Origin of the sequence: Pseudomonas orientalis, assembly GCF_022807995.1 — a bacterium.
Lineage (GTDB): Bacteria > Pseudomonadota > Gammaproteobacteria > Pseudomonadales > Pseudomonadaceae > Aquipseudomonas > Aquipseudomonas orientalis_B.
Genome location: NZ_CP094351.1, coordinates 1,376,111 through 1,392,850, shown reverse-complemented (window position 1 = coordinate 1,392,850; position 16,740 = coordinate 1,376,111). Strand labels below are relative to the sequence as shown.

Here is a 16,740-nt window from a genome sequence, read left to right as displayed (position 1 = left end):
GTGCCCTTGCGTTTTTCGCGAGCAAGCTCGCTCCTACAATTAGAACGTCGCTGCCTCGATTTCCGGAGTTTCCCCATGACGGCCCATGCCGACCTTTCGCCGACCCTTCAACTCGCCATTGACCTGATCCGTCGCCCATCGGTCACGCCGATCGATGCCGATTGTCAGAAGCTGATGATGCAGCGCCTGGGCGATGCCGGTTTTGCGCTTGAGCCGATGCGCATCGAAGATGTGGATAACTTTTGGGCTAGCCATGGCAAACATGACGGCCCGGTGCTGTGCTTCGCCGGCCACACCGATGTGGTACCCACCGGCCCGGTGCAGGCCTGGCAGAACGATCCGTTCGACGCGCGGATCGACGAGCACGGCATGCTGTGCGGGCGTGGCGCGGCGGATATGAAAGGCAGCCTGGCGGCGATGCTGGTGGCGGCGGAGCGTTTTGTCGCCGACTACCCGGACCACAAGGGCTCGGTCGCCTTCCTGATCACCAGCGATGAAGAAGGCCCGGCGCACCATGGCACCAAGGCTGTGATCGAACGGCTGGCCGCGCGCAAGGAGCGCCTGGACTGGTGCATCGTCGGCGAGCCGTCGAGCACCACCCTGGTCGGTGATGTGGTCAAGAACGGCCGTCGTGGCTCCCTCGGCGCCACCTTGACCGTACGCGGCGTCCAGGGCCACGTGGCCTACCCGCACCTGGCGAAGAACCCGATCCACCTGGCTGCGCCTGCCCTGGCTGAATTGGCCGCCGAGCATTGGGACGACGGCAACACCTTCTTCCCGCCGACCAGTTTCCAGATTTCCAACCTCAATTCCGGCACCGGCGCCACCAACGTGATTCCCGGTGACCTGACGGCGGTGTTCAACTTCCGGTTCTCCACCGAATCCACCGTGGAAGGCTTGCAGCAGCGGGTGGCCGCGATTCTGGATAAACACGGCCTGGACTGGCACGTGGACTGGGTGCTGTCGGGCCTGCCCTTTCTCACCGAGCCGGGCGCACTGCTGGACGCGGTATCGGCCAGCATCAAGGCGATCACCGGTCGCGAAACCAGGGCGTCCACCAGTGGCGGCACCTCGGACGGACGTTTCATCGCGACCCTTGGCACCCAGGTGGTCGAACTGGGCCCGGTGAATGCGACGATCCATCAGGTCAACGAGCGCATCCTTGCCAGCGACCTTGATGTACTGACCGACATCTACTACCAGACCCTGATCAAGTTGCTCGCCTGATGCTCGCCTGCCCCCTTTGCAGCGCACCGCTCAACGCGGTGGACAACGGCGTGGGCTGCCCTGCCGGGCACCGTTTCGACCGCGCCCGCCAGGGTTACCTGAACCTGTTGCCGGTACAGCACAAGAACAGCCGCGACCCGGGTGATAACCTGGCCATGGTCGAGGCGCGTCGTGACTTCCTCAATGCCGGGCACTACGCCCCGGTGGCCAGACGCCTGGCCGAGCTGGCCGCTGAACGCGCACCGCAACGCTGGGTGGACATCGGCTGTGGCGAGGGTTACTACACCGCGCAGATCGCCGACGCCCTGCCCCACGCGGACGGCTACGCCCTGGATATTTCCAGGGAAGCGGTCAAGCGCGCGTGCAGGCGCAACCCGGCGCTGACCTGGTTGATCGCCAGCATGGCCCGCGTACCGTTGGCCGACGGCAGTTGCCAGTTTCTCGCCAGCGTGTTCAGCCCGTTGGACTGGCAGGAAGCCAAGCGCCTGCTCAGCCCTGGCGGCGGCCTGATGAAGGTGGGACCTACACGCGGCCATCTGATGGAGCTGCGCGAGCGCCTGTACGACGAAGTGCGCGAGTACACCGACGACAAACACCTGGCCCTGGTGCCGGATGGCATGCGCCTGGCCCACAGCGAAACCCTTGAATTCACGCTGAGCCTGACCGAAGCCGCAGACCGCGCCAACCTGCTGGCCATGACCCCACACGGCTGGCGCGCCAGTGCCGAGCGGCGCCGCGAGGTGATCGAAGCCGCCGAGCCGCTGCAGGTCACCGTGTCAATGCGCTACGATTATTTCGTACTTCAATAACCGACTTTTCAGTACCCGCGAATGGATTTTCGAATCCCGCAACGAGGAACATCCATGCGCCAACCCGATATCGAGATTTACCTGAAGGACGCCGACGTCGACCACAAGGCCATCGCCGCCTGGCTGGGCGCCGCCCTGGGCCCGTGCACAGACTGGGTCCAAAGAGGCCAGACCTACAAATGCAAGGCCGGCAATGTGCCGGTGACCTGGCTGCCAAAAGCCGTCGGCAAGTGGAATAGCCTGTACCTGGAAAGCGACCAGACCCCATGGGACGACGACATCGCCTGCGCCCGCGCCGCGTTTGCCGCGCTGAACGTTGAAGTGCGCTGCGCACCGGGGACCTGGGTCGAGGAAGAGGGTGAGGAAAGCGCTGACACCTGGATTCGTATCAGTACAGACGGTGAAGAGCAGATCACCTGGAAAACCGCCTGATCCTGAGCTGCGAATCCAATCAAATGTGGGAGGGGGCTTGCCCCCGATAGCGGTGGATCAGTCAATATATCTGGTGACTGACACCCTGCAATCGGGGGCAAGCCCCCTCCCACATTGGTTCAGTGGTGAACTTACAGGCCCACCACATCCTCCGCCTGCAAGCCCTTCTCGCCCGTCACCACGGCGTACTCCACCTGCTGGCCCTCGGCCAACGAGCGGTGCCCGTCACCGCGAATGGCGCGGTAGTGCACGAACACATCCTTGCCATCTTCACGCTGGATAAAGCCGTAGCCCTTGGCATCGTTGAACCACTTCACATTGCCGGTTTCGCGCGTTGTCATCTGTTCACTCCCACTGGTTTTTATTATTGAGTCACTGGTGTTGAACTGCCGAGTATAAGACAGGTTCAAAAACCATCAACTCAACTTTACATCGCTGCTTTTTTGCCGATTTTCGGCGAATACGGCACACTACCGCCCCGAGCATCTGCTCGATTTATTCCCACTTGAAGCAGCTCGCCTATGACCCGCTCCCCGTTCCGCCGTCTGGTGTTTGGCACCTTGCGCCGACTGCTGTACCTCTGGGTTCGCTCGGAGACGATCAACCAGTCGTCCCTAACCCTCAACCTGGACCGCAGCCGGCCGGTGTTCTACGTCCTGCAATCGCCCTCCCTGACCGAATTGGCCGTGGTCGATGCCGAGTGCACCAAGGCCGGCCTGCCGCGCCCGGTGCTGCCGGTATCGGTGGGCCCGTTGATGGAGCCCGCAGCGTTCTTTTACCTGACACCGGACCCGGACTGGCTCGGCCGCCAGGACAAGCGCGGCGCACCGCCCACCCTGACGCGCCTGGTCAACACACTGAGCGAGCATGCCGAAGAGAATGCACAAATCATTCCGGTCAGCGTGTTCTGGGGCCAATCCCCCGAAAGCGAGTCGAGTCCCTGGAAGCTGTTGTTCGCCGACAGCTGGGCGGTCACCGGGCGTCTGCGCCGCTTGTTGAGCATCCTGATCCTCGGTCGCAAGACCCGCGTGCAATTCTCTGCGCCCATCAACTTGCGTGAATTGATCGAGCACAATAAAGGGCACGAACGCACCGTAAGAATGGCCCAACGCGTCCTGCGTGTGCACTTTCGTAACCTGAAGACCGCCGTGATCGGCCCCGACCTGTCCCACCGCCGCAACCTGGTCAAGGGTCTGGTCAATATGCCGCTGGTGCGCCAGGCCATCGCCGATGAAGCCGAGCGCGAGAACATTTCGCCGGAAAAAGCCAAGGCCCTGGCCCTGCGCTATGGCAACGAAATCGCCTCCGACTACACCTACACGGCGATCCGTTTCCTGGAAGTGGTGCTGAGCTGGTTCTGGAACAAGATCTACGACGGCATCAAGGTCAATAACATCGAGGGCGTGCAACAGGTTGCCCAAGGCTACGAAGTAATCTACGTGCCGTGCCACCGCAGCCATATCGACTACCTGCTGCTGTCGTACCTGCTGTTCAAGAACGGCCTGACTCCGCCGCACATCGCCGCCGGCATCAACCTGAACATGCCCGTGATCGGCAGCCTGTTGCGCCGTGGCGGTGCGTTTTTCATGCGCCGCACCTTCAAGGGCAATCCGCTGTACACCTCGGTGTTCAACGAATACCTGCACACCCTGTTTACCAAGGGTTTCCCGGTGGAGTACTTCGTCGAAGGTGGACGCTCGCGCACCGGGCGCATGCTGCAGCCGAAAACCGGGATGCTGGCGATCACCCTGCGCAGTTTCCTGCGCTCTTCGCGCATGCCCATCGTGTTCGTCCCGGTGTACATCGGTTACGAACGTGTGCTGGAAGGCCGCACCTATCTCGGCGAGCTGCGCGGTGCGAGCAAGAAGAAAGAGTCGATCTTCGATATTTTCAAAGTGGTGGGCGCGCTCAAGCAGCGCTTCGGCCAGGTCGCGGTCAACTTCGGCGAACCGATCAAGCTGGCGGAGTTTCTCGACAACGAGCAACCGGACTGGCGCACCCAGGAACTGGCCCCGAACTACAAGCCGGCGTGGCTCAATGAAACCACCCACCGCCTCAGCGAAAAGGTGGCCCGCCACCTGAACGAAGCCGCAGCGGTGAACCCGGTGAACCTGGTAGCGTTGGCGCTGCTGTCGACCACACGCCTGGCGCTGGATGAACAGGCGATGGCCCGTCAGTTGGACCTGTACCTGGCGCTGCTGCGCCGAGTGCCCTATTCACCCCACACCACCCTGCCGGACGGCGATGGCCTGGCACTGATCAAGCACGTCAAGGACATGGACCTGCTGTCGGAACAAAGCGATGCCCTGGGCAAAATTGTCTATCTGGATGAGCAAAATGCCGTCCTGATGACCTATTACCGCAACAACGTGCTGCACATCTTCGCCCTGCCGGCTCTGCTGGCGAGCTTCTTCCAGAGCAGTTCACGGATGAGCCGCGAGCAGATCCTGCGCTACACCCAGGCGCTCTATCCGTACCTGCAATCGGAGCTGTTTATCCGCTGGTCACTGCAGGAGCTGGATGCAGTGGTCGACCAGTGGCTGGAGGCCTTTGTCGAACAGGGCCTGCTGCGCTTCGAAAACAATGTGTACCTGCGCCCGGCGCCGAGCTCGCGGCATTTTGTACTGCTGACGCTGCTGTCCAAGAGCATCGCCCAGACCCTGCAACGCTTCTACATGGCGATTTCGCTGCTGCTCAACAGTGGCCAGAACAGCATCAGCGCCGAAGAGCTGGAAGACCTGTGCACGATCATGGCCCAACGCCTGTCGATCCTGCATGGCCTCAATGCCCCGGAATTTTTCGACAAGAGCCTTTTCCGACATTTCATCCAGACCTTGCTGGAGCAAGATGTGCTGCGCCGCGATGAAACCGGCAAGCTGAGTTATCACGATCTGCTCGGCGAACTGGCGGAAGGCGCGGCGAAGCGCGTACTGCCGGCGGACATTCGTCTGTCGATTCGCCAGGTAGCATTGCATCGCGTCGATGGCGCGGCCGAGCAGCCAGTGGAACCCGCGCAGACCCGCTAGATTGAACAAGGCGCCGGGCGGTTGCCGGCGCCGCTGAAAAGGAGCTTTACCATGAAAAAGATCATCCTCCTGGGCCTCACCGCCCTGCTCGGAGCCTGCCAATCCATGCCCCCCGCCCCAAAGGCAAGCCTCGACGGCGAAGTGTTCTACCTGCAACGCATCGCACTGCCGCCGACCGCCACCCTGAGCGTCAGCCTGCAGGATGTGTCCTTGATGGATGCTCCCGCCGTGGTCCTGGCCGAACAGAAAGGCCCGATCAAGGGCCAGGTGCCGCTGCCGTTTCACCTGAGCTACGACCCGGCGCAGGTCAAGCCAGGTCACAGCTACTCGGTCAGCGCTCGCATCGAGGTAGATGGCAAGCTACTGTTCATCACCACGCAGCGGCACGCGGTACAACTCAACGGCCAAGACCCACAGCCACTGCGCTTGCGTGTCGACGCGGCAGCCCACTGAATTCAACGATAAGGAAGCGCTCATGCTCCGTAACCCTCTTCGCCTCACCGCCCTGTTCGCGGGCCTGCTGCTGGGCGCCAACGCCATGGCGCTGGACCTTGGCAGCCTGTCCCAGGGCGACGCCAGCGGTGGCCTCAAGGACGCCTTGACCCAAGGCGCACAGATCGCTGTGAAACAACTGGGCACGCCCGGCGGTTTCAGCAATAACCCCGACGTGAAGATCGGCCTGCCGGGCAAGCTGGGCAAGGTCGCCGACAAGCTGAAGATGTTCGGCATGGGCGATCAGGTCACCCAGCTGGAAACCAGTATGAACAAAGCCGCGGAAACCGCCGTGACCCAGGCTCAGCCGATTCTGGTCAATGCCGTGAAAAACATGAGCGTGACCGATGCCAAAGGCATCCTCGCCGGTGGCCAGGACTCCGCTACCCAGTACCTGAACAAGAGCAGTCGCGAACAAATCCGCGCCAAGTTCCTGCCCATCGTCAAGGCCGCCACCGACAAAGTCGGCGTGGCCCAGCAGTACAACGCCCTGGCCGGCAAGGCGGCGGCGTTTGGCGCAGTGGATGCCAAAAGCGCCAATGTTGAAAACTACGTGACCGAACAGGCGCTGGACGGCTTGTTCAAGATGATTGCGCAGCAGGAAGAAACGATTCGCAAGAATCCGGCAGCTGCCGCCACCAGCCTTGCCAAGAAAGTGTTCGGCGCCCTGTAAACCTCTGTGCACCCGGGCCGGTGGGGAAGGATCACCGGCCCGGACGCCTTGTTTTACCGCACCGTCAAAACAGCTTGCCGGCCAGCCCGCCAAAGATCACCGCGCCCAGTGGCATTACGCTCACACCGAACTTGATCGAGCCGCCGCCGCCATGGCCGTCATGTTTGGGTTTGCACTTGTCGTTGCAGTCATCTGCAGGTGGCTTTGGCTTGGCGCAGTTGCCGCCGCCAAAGCTGCTGTTGACCGAAACGCTCAACGACTTACCGATGAATAGTCCCATTGGTTACTCCTTGAATCATCAGATTTGAGATCCGGTTCGCCGGCGTGAAGTTCGACGGACCGAATACCTGTCATCAGGTAGTCCATGAGTGGTGAAACCTTAAGAAACGTTCCTTGCCATAACCACTGTCATTGCTGTTTAACCCTGAACCACGCCGCGTAAAGCGCCGGTAGAAACAGCAGTGTCAGCGCCGTCGCCACAATCAGCCCGCCCATGATTGCCACCGCCATCGGCCCGAAGAACACACTGCGCGACAGTGGAATCATCGCCAGCACTGCTGCGAGTGCCGTCAGAACGATCGGACGGAAGCGTCGCACGGTGGCTTCAATGATCGCCTGCCACGGCGTCAGCCCTGCCTTGATGTCCTGTTCGATCTGGTCCACCAATATCACCGAGTTGCGCATGATCATCCCCGACAGCGCGATGGTGCCGAGCATGGCCACGAAACCAAACGGTTGGCGAAACACCAGCAGGAACAGCGTGACGCCGATCAAGCCCAAGGGCGCGGTCAGGAACACCATCGCCGTGCGTGAAAAGCTGCGCAGTTGCAGCATCAGCAAGGTCAGCACCACCACGATAAACAGCGGCACGCCGGCCTTCACCGAGTTCTGCCCGCGCGCAGAGTCTTCAACCGTGCCACCGACGTCCAACAGGTAGCCATCCGGCAACTCGGCACGTACACCTTCGAGGGTCGGCAGGATTTGCTGGACCAGGGTCGCAGGTTGCTCCTTGCCGTAGATATCGGCACGCACGGTCACTGTCGGCAGGCGGTTACGGTGCCAGATGATGCCCTCTTCAAAGCCGTACTCAAGGGTTGCAATCTGCGGTAAGGCTACACTTCTACCGTTGTCGGTCGGTACCGCCAGGCTTGGCAGCAGCGACAACTCGGTGCGTTCGTGGACGGTGCCGCGCAGGAGAATCTCGATCAACTCGTCGTCCTCCCGATACTGGCTGACGGTGGAGCCGGTCAGGGAGCTTTGCAGGAATTTCGACAGGTTGGCGGTACTCACGCCAAGCGCCCGGGCGCGGTCCTGATCGATATTCAGATAGACGATCTTGCTCGGCTCCTCCCAGTCCAGATGCACATTGACTACGTGGGTATTTTCGCGAACCCTGGCCGCGACTTTCCGCGCCAGGGCGCGGACTTCCTCGATGTGCTCGCCGGTCACACGAAACTGCACCGGGTAGCCCACGGGCGGTCCGTTTTCCAGGCGGGTTACCCGCGAACGTAGGTCAGGAAACTGTTCGTCAAGGGTTTCAATCAGCCAGGTGCGCAAGCTTTCGCGCTCTTCGATGGTGTGCGCCAGCACCACAAATTGCGCGAAGCTGGCAGCCGGCAGTTGCTGGTCGAGCGGCAGGTAGAAACGCGGCGAACCGGTGCCCACGTAGGCCACATAGTTGTCGATGCCGGCGTGTGCCTTGAGCAAGGCTTCAATGCGTTTGACCTGGTCGGCGGTGTTGCTCAGGGATGCGCCTTCGGCCAGCTTCAGGTCGACCATCAGCTCCAGGCGACCCGAGGCCGGGAAGAATTGTTGCGGCACGAAACGAAATAGCCCGACCGAGCCGATAAACAGCAACAGGGTCAGGACGATCACCGTCTTGCGCCGACGCACGCACCATTGCACCACACGCCTTACCCGCTGATAAAACGGCGTGCCGTAGGGATCAGGCCCGTCAGCACCGTGTTTGGCGGCATGAATCTTCGCCAGGTCCGGCAGCAGCTTTGCACCCAGATACGGTACAAACACCACCGCAGCGACCCATGAGGCCAGCAATGCAATGGTCACCACCTGGAAGATCGATCGGGTGTACTCGCCGGTACTCGATTGCGCGGTGGCAATCGGCAAAAAGCCCGCGGCGGTGATCAACGTGCCGGTCAGCATGGGGAACGCGGTGCTGGTCCAGGCGAAACTCGCGGCCTTGAGCCGGTCGTAGCCCTGCTCCATTTTGATCGCCATCATTTCCACAGCGATGATCGCGTCATCCACCAGCAGGCCCAGGGCCAATACCAGCGCGCCCAGGGAGATCTTGTGCAGACCGATGCCGAGGTAGTACATGGTGGCGAAGGTCATAGCCAGCACCAGCGGAATCGCCAGGGCCACCACCATGCCGGTGCGTACGCCCAGGGAAAAGAAGCTCACCAGCAACACGATGGCCAAGGCTTCGGCCAACACCTGGACGAATTCGCCGACACTGGTTTTCACTGCCGCCGGCTGGTCCGAGACCTTGCGCAACTCCATGCCCGCCGGAAGGTTCTTCTGCAAGCGTGCGAATTCATGCTCCAGGGCCTTGCCCAGCATCAGGATGTCGCCGCCATCACGCATGGCCACGGCCAGGCCAATGGCGTCAGCGCCCATGTAGCGCATGCGTGGTGCCGGCGGGTCGTTGAACCCACGGTGGATGTCGGCCACATCGCCGATCCGGAAGGTTCGGTCCCCCACCCGTATAGGGAAGTTACGAATCTCTTCCACGCTCTTGAAGTTGCCCGACACGCGCAACTGCACCCGTTCGCTCGGGGTTTCAAAGAAGCCGGCGGTCGACACCGCGTTCTGCTCCTGCAAGGCTTGCTGCACAGCGGCCAATGGCAGGCCGAGGGTAGCGAGCTTGAGGTTGGACAGCTCGATCCAGATCTTCTCGTCCTGCAGGCCGAGCAGCTCGACCTTGCCCACGTCCGCCACCCGTTGCAGCTGAATCTGGATACGATCGGCGTAGTCCTTGAGCACGGCGTAGTCGAAACCGTCACCGGTCAAGGCGTAGATATTGCCGAAGGTGGTGCCGAACTCATCGTTGAAAAACGGTCCCTGGATATCCGGTGGCAGGGTCTGACGGATATCGCTGATCTTTTTGCGTACCTGGTACCACAGCTCGGGAATCTGCGCCGAGTGCATGGCGTCGCGCGCGATGAAGGTCACCTGGGACTCGCCGGGCCGCGAGAACGAGACGATACGCTCGTACTCGCCGGTCTCCATGAGTTTTTTCTCGATGCGCTCGGTGACCTGGCGCGAGACTTCCTGGGCGGTTGCCCCGGGCCAGTTGGTCTTGATCACCATGGCCTTGAAGGTGAAGGGAGGGTCTTCGCTTTGCCCCAGTTTGGTGTAGGACAAAGTGCCGACGACCGCCAGCAGGATCATCAGGAACAGGACGATCTGGCGATTACGCAACGCCCATTCGGAAAGATTGAAACCCATCGGGGACTACTCCTTGGCCGCCAGATTCACCACGCGGTTAGCGCGATCCACCGGGCGCACTTGCTGGCCTTCATGAAGCACGTGCACGCCCGCCGCAACCACCCAGTCGGTAGGCGCCAGGCCTTCCAGTACTGGCACGCTCTTCTCGCCAAACGCGCCGATGCGCACGGGGGTGCGCTTGAGGGTGTTGTCCGGCGCCACACGCCAGACGTACGACGCGCCGTTCTCGGCACTGAGGGCAGACAGCGGCACGGACAGTGGAATCACAGCGTCGATCGGTATGAATACCCGAGCGCTCTGGCCGAGTTCTGCGGGGACTTTGCCGCCCGTGAATGCAACCCGCGCAGCGAAGGTGCGCGACTTCGGATCGGCTGCGGGCGACAGCTCGCGAATGCGTCCGGCAAAACGTTGATCCGGCTGGCTCCACAGCTCAACCGACACCGGCTGGCCGATCTTGAAGCGGCCGAAGCCTTGCTCCGGCAGGCTGATCAGCACTTCACGCTCGCCGTCGGTGGCCAGGGTGAACACGGTTTGCCCAGCGGAGACCACTTGGCCCACTTCAACCGCGCGCTTGGCGACGACACCGTCCTGTGGCGCACGCAGCACGGCATACCCGGCCTGGTTGCTGGACACGTCGAACTCAGCCTTGATCTGCTTGAGGCGTGCAACTCCGGCTCGATAGAGGTTTTCGGAATTGTCGTACTGGGACCGGCTGACCATCTGACGGTCCATCAGGGTCTTGTAACGGTCACGCTCGGCGCGCACCAGACTCAGGTTGGCCTCGGCGCCGGCCATTTGGGCACGAGCGGCTTCCAGTTGAAGGCGCACATCCTGGGGGTCGAGCTGCGCCAGTGGCTGGTTGGCCTTGACCCGTTCGCCCTCTTCCACCAGACGCTTGCTGACTTTGCCACCGATGCGAAAGGCCAGGTCCGGTTCATAGCGGGCGCGCACTTCACCGGGATAGCTGTCCATCCCCTGCGCCAGGGGCTGGGGTTGCACCACCATGGCCGGGCGGGGGGCAGTGAGGGCCGCTTCTTCATGGCCGCAGGCGGCCAACAGGAAGATCAGACTGACAGGCAACGCAAAGGGCAGGAAAGTGCTGCGCATGCTGTGGGACCTTTCGCAAATGAGGCTTGGAATAATTATACTGGCCGGTATGTTATTAATACCAAACTCGCCAGTCCAGTATTAAAGGTGAAAATGTCCGACAATCCTGTGAACACCAATAGTCCCGGGCGCCCCAAGGACATGGCAAAACGCCAGGCCATCCTCGATGCGGCGAAATCACTGTTCCTGGGCAAGGGTTACGCGAACACCAGCATGGACGCCGTCGCCCTTGCGGCCGGGGTATCGAAACTCACCGTCTATAGCCACTTCACCGACAAGGAGAACCTGTTCACCGCAGCGGTGGTGGCCAAGTGTGAAGAGCAATTGCCGGTGATGTACTTCGAGCTGCCTGCAGGCATGCCGGTGGAGAACGTGCTGCTGAACATCGCGCGGGGCTTCCATCGGCTGATCAACAGTGAGGAGTCGGTGAACCTGCATCGCTTGATGATGACCACCGGCAATCAGGACGTGAAACTCTCACAGATCTTCTTTGAAGCCGGCCCCATGCGCATGCTGCAAGGCATGGAGCGCCTGCTCGGCAAGATTGACCAGAGCGGCGCCCTGGGGATCGACAAACCCTTCAAGGCAGCGGAGCACTTTTTTTGCCTGCTCAAGGGCACGGCGAATTTCCGTTTGCTGTATGGCTGCGGCGGGCAACTGAGCGAGGAAGCGGCTGAAGAGCATGTTCGGGAGGTGGTGGGGTTGTTTATGCGGGCGTATGGGGCACAGGTATCTATACAACCCATCTGATACGCCTCGGTCCGAATGTGGGAGGGGCTTGTCCTGATGCCGATCAGTTGGCGCAGATCCCTTGTGGGAGGGGGCTTGCCCCCGATGGCGGCCTCTGGGCCGGCCGGGATGTTGGATTAGACCGGGTACATATCCATTATTTAGGTAACGGCCACTTAGGGTTCCGCTTTTACAGCGGCTCACTTTTGAAAAGCGCAAAAGTAAGCAAAACGCTCTTGCCCCACCACTCGGCACCTCGCTTGGGCTCGGTGTGCCCTCTCTCCGGCTTGAATCCGTGGGCCGCCGCAATGGGCCATCCATGGCCCAGTGCGGCTAACCCGGCGTCCTGCCGGGTTACCCACGGATTCAAGCCTGCGTTCGGCCAGCGTGGTTTAACGGGGCGCCTAAGATCAAGATCAAAAGCCAGATCAAGAGCGACTCGCTTCGCATCGTGGTTACGGTTGGGCGCTGCTGAGTTGTGTAGGTACCTGCAAACTGCGAGTGAAAGGCGCCTTTGCTTGCAGCTTGAAGCCTAAACCTTGAGCGCCTTTTTGGGATAAATGTCATAACGGCTGGACTTGCCCTCCAGCACATGGCTCGGCTTGGGCCCGTCAATGCACGGTGCCTTGCGCGGGCGCTTGACCACTACGCGATGGCTGGCCAGGGTCAGGGCCGCCGCGAGCAGGGCCGGTGCGTCCAGGTCGTCGCCGACCAGTGGCCGGAACAGGCGCATTTCTTTCTTCACCAGGGCGGTTTTCTCGCGGTGCGGGAACATCGGGTCCAGGTAGATCACCTGCGGCGGCTCGCCCTGCCAGTTGAGCATCACATCAATGGCGTTGCCCTTGAGCAGCTTCATGCGCGCCACGATGGGCGCCACGTCGAAATCCTGCGCAGCGCGTTCCAGGCCGTCTTCAAGCAAAGCCCCGATCAGCGGCTGGCGCTCGATCAGGCTCATCTCACAGCCCAGGCTTGCCAGCACGAACGCATCCTTGCCCAGCCCAGCCGTGGCGTCCAGTACACGGGGACGCACGCCTTGGGCCACGCCCACGGCCTTGGCGATCATCTGCCCGCTGCCACCGCCATATAAGCGCCGGTGCGCCGCACCGCCCTCTACAAAGTCGACGCGCACCGGGCCCGGCGCGTCCGGCCCGAGCTGTTGCAATTGCAGCCCTTGTTCCCCGACCTGCAGGGAAAAATCCGCCTCATCGCGTTGCACAGGCAAGCCCAGCAGCGCAGCCCACTGCTCGGCGCGGGCCTGGAATGCTTCGGCCAAGGCCTCGACCCGAATGCGGCTGGCCGCTGGTTGTTCGCTCATCAATCGCTACGCTCGAAAATATTAAGGATCGGCCAATACCGGCCGATAAAACCAACAGTCAGGTATTTTGCCAGAGCTGAGCGTCGACCGAGAAAAATGTCAGACATTCTTCCCCTAACTATCGGTGTACTGCCGACCCACAACCACTACGGCCTGCGCAATACTCAAGCGCTGGCCGGGGTGAGCCATGTGTGGCAGGACTTCTTCGCCCGCGCCCTGGCCGAACAGCTCGGCGCTACGCCGAGCGCGCTGGCCGCCACAGCGCCTGCACCGCAGGATCCGGCGGTGGAACCCGGCGCAGGCGCCGACCTGCTGGCGCAGATCCTCACCCAGCGCGAGTGTGACGTAAAAGACATCGAGGTCGCCCCGCCTGAGCCGCTGTTCCTGCCGATTGCCGAATTCGAGACCGAGTTGCTGCCGCCCGCGCCCGTGCCGTTCCCTGACGAAGACATCATTGCCCAGCAACGCCAGCAGCATTTCGAAAGCGGCTGGGTACGGCCGATTGTCCTGAACGCGGGCCAACCCGTCGCTGAACCCGGCCCGGCGCCACAGCCGCGCCCGCTGCACCTGCCAATTGCCGAGTTCGAGCTGGACTTGCTGCCACCGCCTGCGACCCCGTTCACCGAACAGGATCTGGCCGAACAACAGAAGGCCCTGGATTTCGACTATCACTGGGCACGTCCGTTGATTGCCAATAACCTGCGCCTGGCCGCCTGACGCTTAGCGGCACACCCACCAGCGGCCCATATCCAGATGAAAATGGTTACGGTGCGCAGCGTTGTAATCGGGGCTCAACACCCCGTTGAAAGCGTTACACGCACTGTCACGCACCTGACGCAAAAACCGTGCGTCAGCGCTGTCACCCGGCCAATCCTTGAGCACACTGATACGGCGTCCATCGGCCAGGCGAAACCCGGCGATATCCAGGGCATTGGCCGAGGCGTGCTGACTGAGACGGCCTTCGGCGCGGTTGTAGATATTGCGACAGGCAAAACTGCCCAGGTGATCGACCCGCGTCACCGCCTCGCCATAGATCGCCCGAGCCGCCGGCTGCAGGCTGTGCCGCTCGAACAATGCGAAGGCTACGGCCAACGGGCAACTGGCCAGAAAACTGCTGCTCAAGCCCACCTCCCCGCCCTGTACCCGCAACGTGTTGCGCAACGGGCAGGCGGCGCCGGGGGCTGAGTCCGCCTGGCGGGTCACCCGCAACCCCGAAGTTTTCAGCACCTGGTCGCACAGCAACGGATCATCCTGCAGCCGCCCCAGCTTGTAGCGCGTCAACAGGTTCGGACTGGCGCGCACATCCAGCGGCGCCCAGGGGTTCCACTCGGCCGGCACCGGCACCCAGCCCCGCCATGCGCCCACCGCAACAGCGCCGCCGAGCACCAGCAACGCGACCATCCACCCGATCGACCGCACGGCTCAGCCCTTGAAGAATTGATTGGCCTGCTCGAACGGCATCTTGCGTTCGGTAAAGGTGAAGGTCCCCAGTCCATAGACCTCCTGCGCCGCCCGATAGAACTCGCCATAGGCCGCCAGGGCCAGGGCCGAGCCCAGGCTGATGCGACGTACGCCCAGTTCGTTCAACTGCGCGACACTGAGGTTCAAGCCACCGGACATCAACACATTCACCGGCTTGGGCGCGACGGCCTTGACCACCGCCAGCACTTCCTCGGCACTGCGCAGGCCCGGCGCATACAGCACATCGGCGCCCGCTTCGGCGTAGGCTTGCAGGCGGCGAATGGTGTCAGGCAGATCCAGGCGACCATGCAGGAGGTTTTCTGCGCGAGCCGTCAGCGTGAACGGAAATGCCAGGCTACGGGCGGCGGCAACCGCAGCTTCGATGCGCTCGACGGCCAAGGCGAAGGGGTAGATAGGGTCGGCATTAACCCCCGTGGCGTCTTCGATGGACCCGCCGACGATACCGCTGGCCGCGGCTCGCAGAATAGTCTGGGCACAACCCTCGGGGGTGTCGCTGAAACCGTTTTCCAAGTCAGCCGCGACCGGCAGCGACGTCGCTCGGACGATGCTGCCGGCATTGCCCAGCGTGTCCTCCAGCGACAGCGCGCCTTCAGCATCCGGCCGTCCCAGGCTGAACGCAAAGCCGGCGCTGGTGGTGGCCAACGCTTCGAAGCCAAGGCTGGCAAGCATAATGGCGGAACCGGCATCCCAGGGGTTGGGCATTACAAAGGCACGATCACGCTCATGCAGGGCTCTGAAGGCTTCGGCGCGAAGGGTTTGGGCATCCATGACGGGCTCCTGGCGGGGAAAAGGAGCCTTAGAGTAACCCCAGTTGCTCCGCGACGGGTTCTCGATGCAAGGTCGGGAGCGGCGCGAGCCCTGGCAAACGCGCCATCAGCTGATCGTGGAAGCGCAGGGCCAACTGTGCGGCGAGGCGGTTATCCGAGGTGTGCAGGAACATATAGGGCGTGCGCCCCTCTTCGATCCAGCTGGCGATTTTTTCGACCCAGGGAATCAGGAACGGGTCGTTGGCTTCAAGCTCGGGATGCCCGATAAAGCGCACTTGGGGAAATTGAGTCAACGCCGCCGGGCGCGGCGGCACCCTGGGCTTTTTCGATTGGGCATGCAGGACGGCCGCCGAGGTGGAGGTGCAACTGAACAGCGCGCGCGGATCAAGGCAGACGCGCTCGACGCCGCGGTCGCGCAACAGGCGGTTGAGCATACGCTCGGCCTCACCTTTGGCGAAGAACTCATCGTGACGCACTTCAACGGCCAGTGGACGATCAATGCCATCCAGGAACCCGGCCAGCTCACCGAGGCGCTGCGGGGTAAAACCCTTCGGCAGTTGCAGCCACAGTGGCGACACGCGCTCGCCCAGGGGGCTCATCAACCCGACAAAGCTTTCGGCCGCCGGCAGTTGCTCGCGCAAGTCGCCGGCATGGCTGATATCACCGGGGAATTTGGCGGTGAAGCGAAAATCATCAGGCATGATCTCGGCCCAGCGCTGCACGGTTGCGGCCGAGGGACGAGCATAAAAAGTGGTATTGCCTTCAACGGCGTTGAAGACCTGGGAGTAGAGCGCGAGATAATCATTGGAGCGTGCATCGGCAGGGTACAGGTACTCGCGCCAGGCGTTTTCACTCCAGGACGGGCAGCCGATGTAGTAAGGCAGGCGCATCAGATGTGGATATCGAGACCCAGCACTTCCATATCCCATTCGACAAAACCGGCGGTGGTCAGGTAGCTGGCCAGGGCAGTCGCAACGCTTTTACTCATGGAACGGGGGAAGACCATGTCTTGCTGACGGGCGGGAAGGCCACTGATGCGGGCTTGAGTGCCGGCCTGCGCTTCGGATTGGACTTCAATGAAATCCGGCGAATCCTCGACAGAGTCATCCACAGTGACGTTAGCCTTACGCGGCTTACGCTTGACGGGATAGGACGGTGAGGAAAATCCATCTATACGCATATATGCGAACTCGGCATCAGTGATGGCATTTTA

The 16,740-nt window shown here is 62.0% G+C and carries 17 protein-coding genes; 8 read left to right on the top strand and 9 right to left on the bottom strand.

Annotated elements, in window-relative coordinates; translation table 11 throughout:
• The first annotated feature begins 75 nt into the window (after window positions 1–75).
• The 3 genes from dapE to MRY17_RS06055 are packed head-to-tail and all read left to right on the top strand — an operon-like array spanning window position 76 to window position 2,468.
• Window positions 76–1,227 (top strand): succinyl-diaminopimelate desuccinylase, encoded by a 1,152-nt coding sequence (dapE, locus tag MRY17_RS06065; RefSeq protein ID WP_191951513.1) that lies wholly within the window; start codon window positions 76–78, stop codon window positions 1,225–1,227.
• A complete protein-coding gene (locus MRY17_RS06060; protein WP_181283427.1) occupies window positions 1,227–2,036 on the top strand; it encodes a putative RNA methyltransferase in 810 nt (269 codons plus the stop codon). The genes dapE and MRY17_RS06060 overlap by 1 nt, the downstream gene beginning before the upstream one ends.
• A 54-nt stretch (window positions 2,037–2,090) precedes the next feature.
• The gene (locus MRY17_RS06055; RefSeq protein ID WP_181283426.1) at window positions 2,091–2,468 is read left to right on the top strand and encodes a hypothetical protein; all 378 of its coding nucleotides are present in this window, start codon (window positions 2,091–2,093) and stop codon (window positions 2,466–2,468) included.
• 131 nt (window positions 2,469–2,599) lie between these two features.
• Here MRY17_RS06055 and MRY17_RS06050 read toward each other — a convergent pair whose 3' ends face one another.
• Complete coding sequence (locus MRY17_RS06050; protein ID WP_065886074.1) at window positions 2,600–2,809, bottom strand: cold-shock protein; 210 nt, start codon at window positions 2,807–2,809, stop codon at window positions 2,600–2,602.
• Between the two features lie 180 nt (window positions 2,810–2,989).
• Between MRY17_RS06050 and plsB the strand changes: the two genes are divergently transcribed.
• The 3 genes from plsB to MRY17_RS06035 are packed head-to-tail and all read left to right on the top strand — an operon-like array spanning window position 2,990 to window position 6,659.
• Window positions 2,990–5,494 (top strand): glycerol-3-phosphate 1-O-acyltransferase PlsB, encoded by a 2,505-nt coding sequence (gene plsB / locus MRY17_RS06045; RefSeq protein ID WP_181283425.1) that lies wholly within the window; start codon window positions 2,990–2,992, stop codon window positions 5,492–5,494.
• Between the two features lie 51 nt (window positions 5,495–5,545).
• Complete coding sequence (locus MRY17_RS06040) at window positions 5,546–5,947, top strand: YbaY family lipoprotein (protein ID WP_181283424.1); 402 nt, start codon at window positions 5,546–5,548, stop codon at window positions 5,945–5,947.
• Window positions 5,948–5,969: 22 nt separating this feature from the next.
• Complete coding sequence (locus MRY17_RS06035; RefSeq protein ID WP_191951515.1) at window positions 5,970–6,659, top strand: DUF4197 domain-containing protein; 690 nt, start codon at window positions 5,970–5,972, stop codon at window positions 6,657–6,659.
• Between the two features lie 64 nt (window positions 6,660–6,723).
• Here MRY17_RS06035 and MRY17_RS06030 read toward each other — a convergent pair whose 3' ends face one another.
• The 3 genes from MRY17_RS06030 to MRY17_RS06020 all read right to left on the bottom strand — a co-directional run bounded on the left by MRY17_RS06030 (window position 6,724) and on the right by MRY17_RS06020 (window position 11,234).
• The gene (locus tag MRY17_RS06030; RefSeq protein WP_191951516.1) at window positions 6,724–6,939 is read right to left on the bottom strand and encodes a hypothetical protein; all 216 of its coding nucleotides are present in this window, start codon (window positions 6,937–6,939) and stop codon (window positions 6,724–6,726) included.
• A 128-nt stretch (window positions 6,940–7,067) separates the two neighbouring features.
• Window positions 7,068–10,127, bottom strand: coding sequence for an efflux RND transporter permease subunit (locus MRY17_RS06025; RefSeq protein ID WP_243353442.1), 3,060 nt, complete (start codon window positions 10,125–10,127; stop codon window positions 7,068–7,070).
• 6 nt (window positions 10,128–10,133) lie between these two features.
• The gene (locus MRY17_RS06020) at window positions 10,134–11,234 is read right to left on the bottom strand and encodes an efflux RND transporter periplasmic adaptor subunit (protein WP_243353441.1); all 1,101 of its coding nucleotides are present in this window, start codon (window positions 11,232–11,234) and stop codon (window positions 10,134–10,136) included.
• A 93-nt stretch (window positions 11,235–11,327) separates the two neighbouring features.
• On the opposite strand from MRY17_RS06020, the gene MRY17_RS06015 reads away from it, so the two are divergent.
• Complete coding sequence (locus MRY17_RS06015) at window positions 11,328–11,984, top strand: TetR/AcrR family transcriptional regulator (protein ID WP_191955313.1); 657 nt, start codon at window positions 11,328–11,330, stop codon at window positions 11,982–11,984.
• 511 nt (window positions 11,985–12,495) lie between these two features.
• Here the strand turns inward: MRY17_RS06015 and MRY17_RS06010 are convergent.
• The gene (locus MRY17_RS06010) at window positions 12,496–13,278 is read right to left on the bottom strand and encodes a class I SAM-dependent methyltransferase (RefSeq protein ID WP_181284082.1); all 783 of its coding nucleotides are present in this window, start codon (window positions 13,276–13,278) and stop codon (window positions 12,496–12,498) included.
• Between the two features lie 96 nt (window positions 13,279–13,374).
• Between MRY17_RS06010 and MRY17_RS06005 the strand changes: the two genes are divergently transcribed.
• The gene (locus MRY17_RS06005) at window positions 13,375–13,995 is read left to right on the top strand and encodes an energy transducer TonB (protein WP_191955315.1); all 621 of its coding nucleotides are present in this window, start codon (window positions 13,375–13,377) and stop codon (window positions 13,993–13,995) included.
• Window positions 13,996–13,998: 3 nt separating this feature from the next.
• Here the strand turns inward: MRY17_RS06005 and MRY17_RS06000 are convergent, their stop codons facing one another.
• The 4 genes from MRY17_RS06000 to MRY17_RS05985 are packed head-to-tail and all read right to left on the bottom strand — an operon-like array spanning window position 13,999 to window position 16,707.
• A complete protein-coding gene (locus tag MRY17_RS06000; protein ID WP_191951719.1) occupies window positions 13,999–14,679 on the bottom strand; it encodes an extensin family protein in 681 nt (226 codons plus the stop codon).
• Between the two features lie 21 nt (window positions 14,680–14,700).
• Window positions 14,701–15,528 (bottom strand): isocitrate lyase/PEP mutase family protein, encoded by an 828-nt coding sequence (locus tag MRY17_RS05995; protein ID WP_243353440.1) that lies wholly within the window; start codon window positions 15,526–15,528, stop codon window positions 14,701–14,703.
• 28 nt (window positions 15,529–15,556) lie between these two features.
• The gene (locus MRY17_RS05990; protein WP_191951523.1) at window positions 15,557–16,417 is read right to left on the bottom strand and encodes a DUF72 domain-containing protein; all 861 of its coding nucleotides are present in this window, start codon (window positions 16,415–16,417) and stop codon (window positions 15,557–15,559) included.
• Complete coding sequence (locus MRY17_RS05985; protein WP_181284086.1) at window positions 16,417–16,707, bottom strand: hypothetical protein; 291 nt, start codon at window positions 16,705–16,707, stop codon at window positions 16,417–16,419. Before MRY17_RS05985 ends, MRY17_RS05990 begins: the two co-directional genes overlap by 1 nt.
• Window positions 16,708–16,740 lie beyond the last annotated feature (33 nt).